12 protein-coding genes and 1 pseudogene are annotated in these 13174 nt (G+C 72.1%); 4 read left to right on the forward strand and 9 right to left on the reverse strand.

The window, feature by feature from the left end; translation table 11 throughout:
• Positions 1-20 precede the first annotated feature (20 nt).
• On the reverse strand, positions 21-497 hold the full coding sequence (locus tag JIX56_RS08715) for an SRPBCC family protein (protein ID WP_257538199.1): 477 nt from the start codon (positions 495-497) through the stop codon (positions 21-23).
• Between JIX56_RS08715 and JIX56_RS47955 the strand changes: the two are divergent.
• Positions 496-869: pseudogene (locus JIX56_RS47955) on the forward strand (MerR family transcriptional regulator). The gene JIX56_RS08715 and the pseudogene JIX56_RS47955 overlap by 2 nt on opposite strands.
• A 306-nt stretch (positions 870-1175) precedes the next feature.
• On the opposite strand, the gene JIX56_RS08725 reads toward JIX56_RS47955, so the two are convergent.
• Both JIX56_RS08725 and JIX56_RS08730 read right to left on the reverse strand, forming a co-directional pair.
• Positions 1176-2150 carry a DMT family transporter gene (locus JIX56_RS08725; protein WP_257538200.1) on the reverse strand — a complete coding sequence of 325 codons (975 nt, stop codon included), beginning with the start codon at positions 2148-2150 and terminating at the stop codon, positions 1176-1178.
• Positions 2151-2332: 182 nt separating this feature from the next.
• Positions 2333-2977, reverse strand: coding sequence for a TetR/AcrR family transcriptional regulator (locus tag JIX56_RS08730; RefSeq protein ID WP_257538201.1), 645 nt, complete (start codon positions 2975-2977; stop codon positions 2333-2335).
• Positions 2978-3140: 163 nt separating this feature from the next.
• Here JIX56_RS08730 and JIX56_RS08735 point away from each other — a divergent pair, with 163 nt between their 5' ends.
• Positions 3141-4037, forward strand: coding sequence for an arginase family protein (locus JIX56_RS08735; RefSeq protein WP_257538202.1), 897 nt, complete (start codon positions 3141-3143; stop codon positions 4035-4037).
• 408 nt (positions 4038-4445) lie between these two features.
• On the opposite strand, the gene JIX56_RS08740 is transcribed toward JIX56_RS08735, so the two are convergent.
• Entirely contained in the window at positions 4446-5255 is an 810-nt protein-coding gene (locus tag JIX56_RS08740) for a hypothetical protein (RefSeq protein ID WP_257538203.1), read from the reverse strand.
• Positions 5256-5499: 244 nt separating this feature from the next.
• Here JIX56_RS08740 and JIX56_RS08745 point away from each other — a divergent pair, with 244 nt between their 5' ends.
• Entirely contained in the window at positions 5500-7065 is a 1566-nt protein-coding gene (locus tag JIX56_RS08745; RefSeq protein WP_257538204.1) for a serine/threonine-protein kinase, read from the forward strand.
• A 26-nt stretch (positions 7066-7091) separates the two neighbouring features.
• Here JIX56_RS08745 and JIX56_RS08750 read toward each other — a convergent pair whose 3' ends face one another.
• From JIX56_RS08750 to JIX56_RS08765, 4 genes are all read right to left on the reverse strand, one after another.
• Positions 7092-7787 (reverse strand): alpha/beta fold hydrolase, encoded by a 696-nt coding sequence (locus JIX56_RS08750; protein ID WP_257538205.1) that lies wholly within the window; start codon positions 7785-7787, stop codon positions 7092-7094.
• Positions 7788-7888: 101 nt separating this feature from the next.
• Positions 7889-8782: an alpha/beta hydrolase gene (locus tag JIX56_RS08755; RefSeq protein WP_257538206.1), complete on the reverse strand. Its 894-nt coding sequence runs from the start codon at positions 8780-8782 to the stop codon at positions 7889-7891.
• Positions 8783-9029: 247 nt separating this feature from the next.
• The gene (locus tag JIX56_RS08760; RefSeq protein ID WP_257538207.1) at positions 9030-9845 is read right to left on the reverse strand and encodes a VOC family protein; all 816 of its coding nucleotides are present in this window, start codon (positions 9843-9845) and stop codon (positions 9030-9032) included.
• A gap of 421 nt (positions 9846-10266) precedes the next feature.
• The gene (locus tag JIX56_RS08765; RefSeq protein ID WP_257538208.1) at positions 10267-10932 is read right to left on the reverse strand and encodes an SDR family NAD(P)-dependent oxidoreductase; all 666 of its coding nucleotides are present in this window, start codon (positions 10930-10932) and stop codon (positions 10267-10269) included.
• Positions 10933-11109: 177 nt separating this feature from the next.
• Here JIX56_RS08765 and JIX56_RS08770 point away from each other — a divergent pair, with 177 nt between their 5' ends.
• Positions 11110-11973 carry a PaaX family transcriptional regulator gene (locus JIX56_RS08770; protein WP_257538209.1) on the forward strand — a complete coding sequence of 288 codons (864 nt, stop codon included), beginning with the start codon at positions 11110-11112 and terminating at the stop codon, positions 11971-11973.
• Between the two features lie 273 nt (positions 11974-12246).
• Here JIX56_RS08770 and JIX56_RS08775 read toward each other — a convergent pair whose 3' ends face one another.
• Positions 12247-12852: a TetR/AcrR family transcriptional regulator gene (locus JIX56_RS08775; RefSeq protein WP_257538210.1), complete on the reverse strand. Its 606-nt coding sequence runs from the start codon at positions 12850-12852 to the stop codon at positions 12247-12249.
• Positions 12853-13174 lie beyond the last annotated feature (322 nt).

The raw sequence follows: 13174 nt of genomic DNA on the forward strand, positions 1-13174 counted from the left end.
CTCTGCCTGTCCTCTGCCTGTCAGAGGGCCGGACCGGAATCCTCGGGCCGTACACGTCCCCGCCAGGCGCCCGTCTCTCCTCCACGGCCTTCGACGTAGTCCTTGAAGCGGTGCAGATCACCCTTGACCCGGCGGTCGATCACGCCGAGCATGTCCGCGCCCTTCTCGGCCATACCGGAGGGCTCGACGTCCATCGTGAGCTCCACCCGGGTGTGGGTCTCGTCCAGCCGCTCGAACCTGACCGATCCCCGCTGCCGGGGCTCGCCTTCGACGACCCGCCAGGTGATCCGGTCGTCCGGCATCTGGTCGACGATCTCGGTGTCGAACTCGCGCCGCACCCCGCCGATCTTGGTGGTCCAGTGGTTGTGCCGATCGTCGAGCTGCCGTACCTCCTCGACGCCCTCCATGAAGTTCGGGAACTCCTCGAACTGCGTCCACTGGTTGTAGGCGGTGCGCACGGGCACCTCGACCTCCACTGCTTCCTTCACCGTGCTCATGATGTCCTCCTCACTGTCGTTCCGCGTGACGTCGGGTACCCGGACAGAGAGGTCTAAAAGACATCAGCGTGCCCTGCCGGCGGCACCCCCGAGCCGCTCGGCCGGGGCGCGGACGGCGCCGACGCCGTCAGCTCAGTGCGTCCAGCGATTGTTCGCCGCTGGGCTGTCCAGCCGCACGATCGCGGAACTGTGGCGTGCGTCGATGCCCCCGGTGAGAACGACTCCGACGCCGCGCTGGAGCGAATGGCGCAGGAGCACGACCGTCTGACCCAGCACGTCGCTGACCTCGTACGGACCCGGGACGCACTCGACGCGCTGATGACCAGCGCCCGAGCCCATCGCGAAATGCTGCGGGGGACAGCGGCCCGATGACCGGCGGAGCCGGATGCGCTGACGGTGCGAACAAGAGGACGCCGGGGGCGCAAGCGGGGCTGGCCGTCGACGTGCTGGGGCTGATCATCGGCGTCGTCGTCCTGGCCCTGACGGATCTCCAGGCACGCCACGGCGAAGGCGATGCCCAGGCTGATGAACTTCGCGTTCAGCCATTGGGTCATGGGAGCAGCCCTCACCGAAGTACCGGCACGCAGCCGAGGCCCGCGAACACGGTTCGCCGCGCGGACCCCTGACCCACCACCCTGTTCCGGGGACAGGCCCCGACCGGGATCGTCCGGACCGCCGTCACCGTCGTCGCTGTCGGTCGTTCTCGTCGACGCCCTCCCCCTCGACGGACGTGACGTCAGGGAGCCCGGACACCGGCCGTGTCGGGGCCGTGGTGCGGGTCGGCGTGGTGAGCACGGCGAGGCAGCCGACGACCAGGGCGATGCCGGACCAGCCGAGCGGGGGCAGGCGTTCACCGACGACGAGTACGGCGAGTACGGCCGCGACGGCGGGTTCCAGGAGCGAGAGCGTGGTCGCGGTGCTCGCCGGGACGTGCGCCAGGCCCCAGCCGAACAGGACGTAGCCGAGGAACATGGGTACGAGGGCCATGTAGGCGCCGACGGCCGCGTTGGACCAGGAGTCGAGAAGCGGGGCGCCGGTGGTCAGCAGCACGGGCAGGAGCAGCAGCCCGCCCAGCCCGAAGACGGTGCCCATGGCCGCGCCCGAGGTGACGCCATGGCTGATCAGGCGGTGGGCCGCCCAGGAGTACAGGGCGTAGGTGAAGCCCGCCACCAGGCCCAGCCCCACGCCGAGCACGATGCTCTGCGCGGAGCGGGCCCCGGGGCCGTCGTGCGCCCGGGCCGCTTCGGCCACGCACAGCAGCACGGTTCCGGACAGGCCGAGGGAGGCGCCGATCATCCAGCGGCGCGTGAGGCGGCGTTTGTCCACCACGCGCTCGATCACGGCCGAGGCGAGCGGGGCCGAGCCGATCGACACCACGGTTCCGGCGGCGACCCCGGCCAGGTGCATGGAGCTGTAGAACGCCAGCGGGTAGGCCCCCACCGACAGCGCCCCGAGCACGACGACACCGCGCTGCGCGCGCAGCGCGGTCGCTTCCCGGGCGATCCGGGGGGCCGCCATGAGGGCTTGGAGCAGTCCGCCCAGGCCCATGGCCGCGGCCCCGATCGCGAGAGGGCCCACGGCTGGGGCGAAGGTCGCGGCGGTGCCCGTGGTGCCCCACAGCACCGACGCCAGGAGCACGCACAGCGAGCCCATGCCCGTCGATCCCGCGCCTGTCGATCCCGAGGCCGTGCCCGTCGATCGCGTGCGCGTGCCCGTCGATCCCGAGGCCGTGCCCGTCGATCGCGTGCGCGTGCCCGTCGATCCCGAGGCCGTGCCCGTCGATCGCGTGCCCGTGCCCGTGCCCATCGCGCCGGCCGTATGTCCGGCGGGCCGCGTCACAGTCGGTCCAGCAGGTTCGCCGCCATGGTCCGTGCGTGCTCCAGACGCGTGGCCGCTCCCTCCAGTCCGGCCCGTGCCACCGCGCCCTCGAGCAGGAACGACAGATGCTCCGCCACCGCGCGGGCCTCCTCCGGCCGGTCGGGCAGCAGTTCCTCCAGGTGCCCGGCGAGCAGGGACTCGACTTCCTCCTTGTGCCGGCGCACCACGTCCCGCCCCTCGTGCCCGGCGGGCAGTTCGGCGGCCGCGTTCAGCAGTCCGCATCCGCGAAAGCCGTGCTCGTAGGTGAAGGCGGCGTGATCGGCGTACGCGTCGAAGACGGCCAGTACGCCGCCGCGACCGTCCCGGACGCCCTCGTCGCCCTGGACGCCCTGGACGTCCGGGATTTCCTCCAGCCGTCGCCGGTACAGGCCCAGCCACTCCTCATGTCGCGCATCGAGGTACGCCATCACCAGGTCGCCCTTGGAGGAGAAGTTGTTGTACAGGCTCATCTTCGCCACGCCCGCCTCGGCGGTGATCGTGTCGATGCCTGTCGCTGACACCCCGTCCGCGTAGAAGCGGCGCGCGGCGGCGGCGAGCAGCCGGGCGCGCGCGCTTCCCTGCCGCTTGCCGGGGCGCACTGCCGGAGTGGGGGTGTCGGTCATTGCGTGGCCTTCCCGGGAGTAGGTAGGTCAGTCTACCTAGAAACCGGGTTCCGCTCGGTGTCCGTTCTGCAGCACCATGGAGGGAGGGCGGCGACACTCGGACGGCCGGCGCCGGACGGGCCCAGCGGGACCGACGCCGCCCAGCAGGCGAAGGGACCGGCTCGTGCAGGGACTCGCGATCATCGAGGCGCCGTCCACGCTGGGGCTGCGCCCGTCCGGCGTCCAGGATCTGCCCGAGGCTCTGATCGATGCCGGGCTGCCGGATCACCCCGGGGCGGTACTGGCCTACCGCGTCGAAGCACCGGCGTACGACCCGAGGCGGGACACCGGCACGGGTGTCCTCAACCCTGTCGGTATCGCGCGCTACTCGCTCCGGCTCGCCGACGCGGTGGGCGCCGCCCTGGACGCCGGCCGGTTTCCGGTGGTCCTCGGCGGCGACTGCAGCATCCTGCTCGGCAATCTCCTCGCCCTGCGCCGCCGGGGACGCCACGGTCTGCTGTTCCTCGACGGCCACACCGACTTCTACCAGCCTTCGGCGGAACCGGCGGGCGAGGCGGCCTCGATGGAACTCGCCCTGGCCACGGGCCGTGGCCCTCGCCTGCTCACCGACCTCGAAGGCCTCGGTCCCCTGCTCCGCGACGAGGACGCCGTCGCCTTCGGCTTCCGTGACGTCGCCGAGTCCGCGGAGGCAGGCATGCAGCCGCTGCCGCCACGGTTGTACGCGATCGGCCTCGACGCCGTACGGGCGGCCGGCGCCGCGACGGCAGCGCGCCAGGCGGTCGGCCACCTCACCCGCGGCCGGATCGCCGGGTACTGGGTCCACCTCGACGTCGACGTCCTGGATGACGCGATCATGCCCGCCGTCGACTACCGCCTCCCCGGCGGGCTGACCTGGTCGGAGCTGGAGAGTGTGCTGCGGACCGCACTGGCCGACGGACGAGCCGTCGGCTTCGACGTCACGATCTTCAACCCCCGCCTCGACCCCGACGGGAGTATCGCGGCCCGCCTCACGGAGTGCCTGCACCGGGGGCTGTCGGCGCGGACCGACCACGGAAGCTGAGCCAAAACCCGCTGCTCCCACGAACCCGCTGCTCCCACGCGCAGTCGCAGCCGAGACCCCGCCCGCGTCGGTCCATGAGTGCGCCGGCGGACGGCTCAGCCGCCGCCGGACATGGCCTCCCTCGCCCGCCGCTCCAACTCCTCCGGCGGGACGTCCTCCACATGCGTGGCGACGTGCCAGCGATGGCCGAAGGGGTCCTCGAAACGGCCGACCCTGTCGCCGTAGAACTCGTCCTTGACCGCGTTCAGCTCCGTGGCGCCCCTGGCGAGGGCCTCGGCGAAGACCGTTCGTGATGGATCCTGCCGTCGGGTCCCGCCATCCTCATGCGCTCCGTGGCGCCCAGGACGCAGACGGAGAAGTCGATCCCGGCCGCCGCACCGTCGGCCCCACGCGGTCCCGGTCCTTCGCCTACCTGACGGGGCCGGACAGGCGTTCCACTTCCTGTGCGGCGTCACGCGCCGCCTGTTCCGCCCCGGCCACGGCCTCGGCGGCCGATCTACGCCGTTCCTCGGCTTCCTGCTGCTCCCGCTCGGCTCGCCGGAGTTCCTCGCGCGCCTGCCGCAACCGCTGCTCGGCGGTCTTGGCCGCCTCGCGGGCCCGACCGAGCTGCTCCTCCTGCTTCTGGCGGCGCTTCTCGGCGACCTCGTCCTTCGCCCGGGTCCGCGAGGAGGGCGGCGCGGCCGGCTTCCGGAGTGGGCCGGCCGCGGCGCGGGCGGGGAAGTCCGTCGGTGGGACGAGGGCGCTCTCCAGGCGGCCGGTGGCCCACAGGCCGGCCGCGTCCTGGTCGGCGAGCACCGCGCGCAGGGTGGACTCGACGTCGCGTCGCACCGTGTCCGACAGCGGGTGCCCGGCCTCACGAGCGAGTTCGCCGGCCTGCCGGGACAGCGCGAAGACGACACTCCGGCGCTGCTCGGACAGCTCCTTGATCCCGTCGGCGTCCAGGCTCTGATAGGCCTCGCGCAGCGCGCGCCCCAGCTCCAGGAAGCGGCGACTCTCCTCCGGTTGGGAGCGCAGCAGCAGGTTGGCCGCCCAGGCCGCGAGCGAGGGGCGGTGAGCGGCCCGGATCCGACGGGCGTCAGCCACCCGTCCGGCCGCCTTGGCCCGGGCGGCCAGCTCCTGGCGACGGGAGACGAAGACAGGCGGCGGCGTGGTGAAGAGCTCGTCCAGAGCCTGCTCCACGTCGTGGCCTTCACCGCCCCCCGCACCCTTGAGCGTCATGATCATCAGGTTCCACCGGGACGGGCCGCCGCGCACCTCGGACCGCGTCCGGGCACGGCTTCCCGGTCCTGCCGCCTCAAGCCAAAGCCCCTTAGCCACACGGTAGTTGAACGGCGTATAGCCACCAGGCGCTCCGCTATGCTCAGCCCCGTTCGAACGAACGACGACCGAACGAACCACGACCGAACGAACGACGACGGAACGAACGGCGACCGGCGGGCACCCAGTCCCCCGGGAAGGAAACGTGAGAGAGCACGTGATATCCGAAGACGGCGACGACCAGACGGCGACACGTGCGCAGCGCGGCTCGGAACGACTGGTCGCCGGTCGGTATCTGCTCCACGACGTTCTCGGCCGAGGCGGCATGGGCACGGTCTGGCGCGCCCACGACCAACTGCTGGACCGCCCGGTCGCCGCCAAGGAACTGCACGTCCTCACCCAGGGCGACGAGGAGCACCGCATACGGATGCGCCGGGCGATCCGTGAGGCCCGCGCGGTCGCCCGGGTGCCGCACCCGCATGTGGTCGGCGTCCATGACCTGGTCGAGTCGGAGGACCGGCTGTGGATCGTCATGGAACTCGTCGAGGGCCCCTCGCTGGCCCACCGTATCGCCGAGACCGGACCACTCACCCCGCGTCACACGGCCGCCCTCGGTCTGCAGATGCTCGACGCGCTGGAGGCCGTGCACGCGGCCGGCACCCTGCACCGCGACGTCAAGCCCGCCAACGTTCTGCTGCGCCGTGACGGCAACGCCGTCCTCACCGACTTCGGCATCGCGGCCCTGGACGACGGGGAGTTCCTGACGAGTACCGGTCAACTGGTCGGCTCCCTCGAGTACATGGCGCCGGAGCGGGTGACGGGCTCGGAGGCGGGCCCGGCCTCCGACCTGTGGTCGCTGGGGGCCACCCTCGTCACGATCTGCGGCGGCCGGTCCCCCTTCCGCAGGCCGGGTGCGCCCGCGACGCTGCACGCGGTGGCGTACGAGGAACCCGTCCTGCCGGAGCGGCTCGGCCCGCTGCGGCCGGTCGTCGAGGCGCTGCTGCGCAAGTCCCCGGACGAGCGTCCTTCGGCGGCGGGTGCGCGTTCCGCGCTGCGGCGTGTCGTGGCGGGTGAGTCGGACGCCGGGCCGCTGCCCTCGGCGACCGTGCGCGTGACCCGGCCCACGCCCGCCTCGGCCGACGCGGCCACCGTGACCAGCGGTCACGGGCGGCTCGTCCCGGCCGGGGAGACCGTACCGACGGCGGGGCACACCACGTCGCCCGCACCTCACCGGTCGTCGCGCTCGGCGGGGCCCAAGCGGCTGTGGTGGGCCCTGGCCGGTACGGCGGTGCTGGCGGCGGGTGTCGGAGGGGGGTTGTTCCTCACCGGGGTGCTGCCGTTCAAGGAAGGCCCGACAACGACAACGACGACCGTCAGTCAGGTCGTCCAGTCGGCGACCGGCTGGCAGCCGGTGACCGGGGTGTCCGTCCAGCGGGGAGACCGGGTCACCGTGCGCTTCGTCTCGGGAGAATGGACGGCCGACCACCGGAACATGCCCATGACCGGGCCGGCCGGCTACGACGCGGCCACCGACACGTTGCTGGACGGCGCGAAGGACTGCAAGGTCAAGCCCGGGGCACCGTTCGGCACCCTGCTGGCGGTCCTCACGGGCGACAAGAAGTTCCCCGTCCACTCCGTCGGCCGGAAGCTCACCTTCAAGGCCACCGGGAACGGCACCCTGCAACTCGGCATGAACGACGCCGCAGGGGCCTGTTCCGAGGACAACAGGGGCACGATGACCGTGAAGGTGAGTGTCCGGCACCAGAGCTGACCGGTGGTTCAGGTGGCGGCGAGGAGTCAGATCCAGCCGTCGAGGGACTTCATGAACCCCTCGAAGTCGTCGCGGTGGATGGTGTGTCCCGCACCGGCGACCGTACGGACCTCGAAGCCGCTCGCCCGCAGCCGCTCCGCGTCCTCGGCCCCGACCAGGAAGCTTGGGTCGGCGAGCTGGACGAGGGAGGGCACGGCAGGCCGGTCGGGGACGAACCCCGTGAGCGGGCGGCCACCGAGGAAACGCGCGGAACCGGCGTCCCAGGCGGCCAGCGTGTCCACCTCGATGTCGACGTCCTCGGCGTCCCAGCGCGGGTTGAGCGCGATCATCTGCGCGCGGGTGGCGTGCTTGAAGGAGGCGAAGACCTCGGGACCGACGTGCCGGTCGGGGTCGGCCGACGACCAGGCCGGGTCCGAGTACACCGCCCGACGGGGGCGCAGCCGCTCCACGGCCAGGGAGAGGCTGAGGCCGCCCAGGGAGTGGCCGATGGCCAGGTCGGCCCGCTGGGGCAGGGTGTCGACGAGGTCGTCGGCGAAGTGCTGCGGGCTGTACTCGCCGCGGGGCGAGAGTCCGTGCCCCCGCAGGTCCACGGCGATCACCCGGTAACCGCGCTCCGCGAGCGCCGGGGCGACCCGTCGCCAGGTACGGGAGTCGGACATGATGCCGTGGACGAGCAGGGCCGTCCGGTCACCTGCGCCCCATTCACGGGTGTGGAGCTGCACGTCGCCGCCTTTCGTCCGGTGGATGCACGAAACGTCCGGCGCGCCCCCGGTCCCGGGTGACGGCCTTGGTACACCCCACCATCGCGAGTCGTCGATCCGTGTCAGGCGGTGAGCGCGGTACGCAGGGTCGTGGCCATCAGCTCTATGGCCTCCTTGCCGGCCGGCACCGGGCCGGTGTGGGTGAAGTAGTGGTCGACGCCCTCGAAGACACGGTGGGTGACCGGGACGCCCGCGGCCTCCAGGGCCTTGGCGTAGGCGTCGCCCTCGTCGCGCAGGCGGTCGTTCTCCGCGGTGATGACGAGGGCCGGCGGCAGCCCGGCGAGGTCGTCGGCCAGCCCGGGCGAGACCAAGGGGTTGGCGAGGTCCGCCGGATCCGGGACGTACGCGGCGGTGAAGATCCGCATGAGCTTGGGGCTGAGCAGCGGCTTGGCGATGGGGGAGAACTTGGTGGACGGGTCGGCGACCTGGTCGAGCGGCGCGGAGTCGATGATCTGGAGTCGCGGCGTGAAGGTGCCCCGGTCGCGGGCCGTACGGCAGACCGCGGCGGTCAGGGCGGCCCCCGCGCTGTGTCCGCCGACGGCGACCCGGGAGCCGTCCCAGTCGTGGGCGGCGCCGTTCTCGACGACCCACTTCGTGACGTCGTACGCCTGGGTGACCGCTGTGGGGAAGGGCCGTTGCGGGGCGACGGCGTAGTCCACGTTGATCACGACGCAGCCGGCCGTGGCGGCTGTGTAGCGGCAGATGTGGTCGTCCTGCTCGGGGCGGGCCACGATGAAGCCGCCGCCGTGGAAGTTGACGTACACGGGAGCGGGGGTGCCGGTGGAGGCCGGCGGGCGGTAGACGGTGCAGTTCACCGGTCCGGCGCCGGTCTCGACCCGGAGGGATTCCGTCTGCTTCGGGATATCGGTGAAGCGCAGGTCCTTGTGGACCCGGCTCATGACGCCGCTGAGCAGCAGCTGAACCCCTCTGGCCTGGATTCTGGCACTGAACGGCATGATCGGCCCCACCCATCGCTACAACGTTGAATTAACAGGATTCCTGATGATGGACGGTAATCCTGATTTGCGCAACGGTGAGCGCGCCACTGCCGAACGGCATCGGATCGCGGTGGCGTCGAAGTGGGTTCCGGTGGGCGTCGGAGGAGGGGGCCGGTGGGCGTCGGAGCGGGTTCCGTAGGCCTCGGCGAGGGGCCGCGGAAGGCCGCGGCCTCGTGAGGGTCAGCTCTGGGCGGGGGCGTGAAGGTCAGCTCTGGGCGGGGGCGAGGACCACGAAGTCCGCGTTCGACGGGTCGAGACAGACGGCCAGGCGGCCGACGCCCTCCGCGTCCTCGGGTCCCATCTGCACGCTGCCGCCGTTCCCGGTGACCCCGGCGACCGCGGCGTCGCAGTCGGTGACGGCGAAGACCGGGTGCCAGTAGGGCCGCCCGTTGGCCAGGGCGAGGTCGTCCGCGCTGAGTTCCATGAGGCCGCCCTGCATCCGTTCCTCGGGGAGTCCGGCGGGTGTGATGAGGGTGTACGTGCCTCCGCCGCCCGGCAGCGGCATGTCGCCGAACTGCCAGCCGAGGACCCCGCCGTAGAACTCCTTCGCGGCCGCGACGTCGGTCGTGTACAGCTCGGTCCAGGACAGCGAGCCCGGCTCGTCCACCAGCTCGAAGCCCTGGTCCTTGCCCGGCTGCCAGACGGCGAACTGGCCGCCCAGCGGGTCGCTGTACTGCGCCATGCGGCCCCAGTCGCCGAGGTCCCTCGGTGCCACCCGCACCGTGCCGCCCGCGCGCTCCACGGCCTGGGTCGTGGCGTCCGCGTCGGTGACGCGGTAGTAGATCATCCAGGCCGAACGCGCGCCCTCCTCGGTGAGCCGCCCGAGCCCGCCGACGATCTTGCCGTCCTTCCGGAACACTCCGCCTTCGCCTTCCGTCTCCTGCCCCTCGCCGCCGCCGTCGCTCATGGGCTCGTACGCCCAGCCGAGCACCGCGCCGTAGAAAGCGGCGGCGGCCGGAACGTCGGGAGCACCGAGGTCGAGCCAGCAGGGGGAACCAGGAGTGAGGTCAGTGGTGATCACGGGGATACCCCTTCGCGTTCGCGGGTCCTGTGATTTCAGCCTGACATCCGACCCCGGCGATCGCGCGTCGGCCGCTGTGCGGTCGGGCGGATCGCCGATCGGGCCCGGCCGCCCCGGGCGTCGCGGTGGCGCCGCCGCCGCTGCTCGGGCGTCGAGCCCGCCGCGCCTGACGAGCCGGCCGCCGATGACATCGCGCGGGAACTCGTTCCCCACCGCGGCCTCCATGTCCCGCCCACCGACGTACGATCCCGCCCCGCCGTACGGCCCGGCCGCCCCGGCGCACGACGGCGCATGACGGCGCATGACGGCGCATGACGGCGCATGACGGCGCATGACGGCGACCAAGCGAACCCCCACAACTGACCGCGCGCTCCTCCGGAACAGCCTCTCCCCTGCCGCCACCGTCCGAGCCGACGGGCCGTCAGGTGTCGAGGTCGTCCGCGAAGTGCCGGAAGCCGTGGCGGTCGCGGTGGATCCCCCACAGGGTGTCGGCGAGGACGGCCGGGTCCTTCCGGTCGTGCCCGGGGACGATCGCGCCGGGGACCACCAGTTGGGCGACATGGATGCCCTCGCCCGCGAGGGTGTCGTGCAGCAGCAGGCCGTACGCGCTCTCCGCGGCGAAGGCGATGGACGTGCCGGCCCGGTCGGGGTGCGGGACCACGGCCGTGCCGCCGTTGACGAAGAGGATCGTGCCGCGGCCGAGGGCACGCATGTCGGGCAGCACCTGGCGTACGGCGGCGACCGAGCCGTAGACCGAGAACTCGATCGGGCCGACGAGGTCGGTGTGGCTGGTCTCCAGCACCGGCAGCATGAAGTCCCGGTGCGGCAGCGGGCTGTACTGCAGGACCTCGATCGGCCCGAGGGTCGTGTGCGCCGCGTCGAGTGCGGCGGCCAGGGCCTCCGGGTCACGTACGTCGGCGGCGAATCCCCGGGCCGTGACGCCCTCTTCGGCCAGGTCGGCGGCGAGTGCCTTGGTCCGCTCCGGGTCGCGGGCGACGAGCGCCACGGCGAACCCCTCACGCCCGAAGCGACGGGCGACGGCCGCGCCGAGACCCGGCCCGGCTCCGATGACGGCGATGGTGGTCATGGCGTTCCTTGCTTTCCTCGGGTGGGCTTGACGGTCTTCATCGTGAAGTGCGAAGTGACGTTCTTGACGCGCGGGGTGGTCATGACCCGGCCTACGCCCTCCAGGGCCCTAGAGAGCGGTCGGTGACCTGGTACGGCCGCCCGCCGGAGCGTCGGCGGGCGGCCGTACGCTTGCCCCGTGGAGGACTACGACATCCTGGACACCCCGGACAGCGGCACCTCGGACGGCCCGCAGCCGCGCCCGCAGTCGCTCATGCTCGCCTTCTTCGGCAACCACGTGCTGGAGGAGGACGACCGTGATCTGTGTGTCTACTCGGGCAGCATCATCGACGTACTCGGCCGCGTCGGCGTCGGTGAACAGGCCGTGCGTTCCACGTTGACCCGTATGGTCGGTCGCGGGCTGCTGCGGCGCCAACGTGAGGGCCGCAGGATGTACTTCGGCCTCACCCCGCAGGCGACCCGCGTCCTGTGGGACGGCCGCACCCGCATCTGGAAGCAGGGCGCCGTCAACGACGACTGGGACGGCACCTGGACCCTCCTCGGCTTCTCCCTCCCCGACTCCTGGAAGCGCCGGCGCCACGACCTGCGCTCCCGGCTCACGTGGTCCGGATTCGGCGCGCTGTACAGCGGGCTGTGGATCGCCCCCGGGAACGTCGACATCGCCGGTGTCGTCGCGGAGCTCGGGCTCACCGGCCACGTCAAGATCTTCCACGCCCAGGCCGATGGGGCCACCGACATCGAGCTGATGATCCGCGACACCTGGGATCTGGAGACCGTCGCCGCCCGCTACGTCACCTTCGACAAGCGCTGGACCGCCCACCTGGGCAGCGGTTCCGGCGACGACCCCATCGGCACCCGGCTGCGGCTCGTCAGCGAATGGCTCTGGACCATCCGCACCGACCCCCGGCTCCCCACCCGCCACCTTCCCCCCGCCTGGCCAGCCCGGCCGGCCGAGGAGACCTTCCGCCGCGTCGCCGAAGAGACGACGCAGCCGGCGCGGCGGATGGCCCGCGAACTACTGGACACGGTTCCGCTGCGCTAGTGCCGCGTCAGCCAAGGTTTGCCCGTCAAGGAGCGGCGTCCGGTGCGTGCTCTCGGCGTGCCGGCCGGAAGTCCTCGTCGATGGACCGGACGTACTTGGGCTTTCGGCCGGTGCGGCGGTGGGGGCCCCTCCCGTTCGAGCGAAGCCGAGAATGGGGGAGCGTGCCGGGCGTCGCGACGGGGCGAACGTTGCCTGATGCGGCACTAGCTACAGCTAGGCACGGCCGGGGGGAGGCCGGGCCCTCCCCAGCACGTCGCGTACTCGCCCCTCGGTTCAGGCGTCGCCCTTCCGTCCCGTGCCGAGCAGCCCGTTGAGCACGAGTGCGGCCAGTGCCTCCGCCGTGGCCGCGATCTGTTCGGGCGAGTAGGGCTCGGGGCGGCCCAGGCGGCGGGCGAGGGGGACGTCCAGCATTCCGGAGACGGGCGGAATGATGGCGAAGAACAGGACGTCCATCGGAAGGGGCGCCATGCGTCCGGCGGCGACGAGCCGCTCGATGCTGGACGTCATGCTCCGCAGGACGACGCTGATGTAGTGGTCGTAGAGGTAGTCCAACCGCTCGGTGTCCTGGTTGAGTTCGTCGACGAGGAGCCGTGCGACCAGGGGCGCGCCCGCCGCGCCCCGGTAGAAGTCGGTGATCAGCCGCCGCAGGTTCTCCGCGTCGTCGACCGAGGGATCACGCTCGGGCAGGCTCGCCAGCTGCACCCCCATGGCGGAGTCCACCACCGCGCGCCAGAACGCCGCCTTGGAGCCGTAACGGTCGTTGATGAAGTTGTGGCTGACGCCCAGACGGCGGGCCAGCTCCCGGGCGGACGCCCGGTCGTAGCCCAGCTCCGCGAAGGCCTCCAGCCCGCGCAGCAGGACGCTCCCCTCCTCGGGCACCGCGGGAGTGTCCGCGCCGGGGCGCCCCGGCCGCCGAGCGGATTCGGCTCTTGCTCCCACCCTTGCCTCCCTCACTTCCAGCTCGCGCCCGTACGCCCTGCGTGGGCGGTCCCGCGCCCATCTTAAGGACCAGCGAACACCGTCCCGGAGACCCCTTGAACGCAGTCCGGAGGCTGGCGAGCATCTTATTTGACACCTGTCAGATCACAGTTAATCTGACAGGTGTCAGACGGCTTCCTCTCCTGGGGAACGGGCCCTCTCACTCGTGACGAGCTCCGCCGACGCAGCCGTCCTCTCCCGCCCACCGCCGTACCCACCCTTG

It is taken from the genome of Streptomyces sp. CA-210063, assembly GCF_024612015.1.
GTDB lineage: Bacteria > Actinomycetota > Actinomycetes > Streptomycetales > Streptomycetaceae > Streptomyces.

Coding starts and splice junctions, on each gene's coding strand:
- JIX56_RS08715 (WP_257538199.1), bottom strand. CDS start 497: ATGAGCACGGTGAAGGAAGCAGTGGAGGTCGAGGTGCCCGTGCGCACC.
- JIX56_RS08725 (WP_257538200.1), bottom strand. CDS start 2,150: ATGGGCTCGCTGTGCGTGCTCCTGGCGTCGGTGCTGTGGGGCACCACG.
- JIX56_RS08730 (WP_257538201.1), bottom strand. CDS start 2,977: ATGACCGACACCCCCACTCCGGCAGTGCGCCCCGGCAAGCGGCAGGGA.
- JIX56_RS08740 (WP_257538203.1), bottom strand. CDS start 5,255: ATGACGCTCAAGGGTGCGGGGGGCGGTGAAGGCCACGACGTGGAGCAG.
- JIX56_RS08755 (WP_257538206.1), bottom strand. CDS start 8,782: ATGCCGTTCAGTGCCAGAATCCAGGCCAGAGGGGTTCAGCTGCTGCTC.
- JIX56_RS08765 (WP_257538208.1), bottom strand. CDS start 10,932: ATGACCACCATCGCCGTCATCGGAGCCGGGCCGGGTCTCGGCGCGGCC.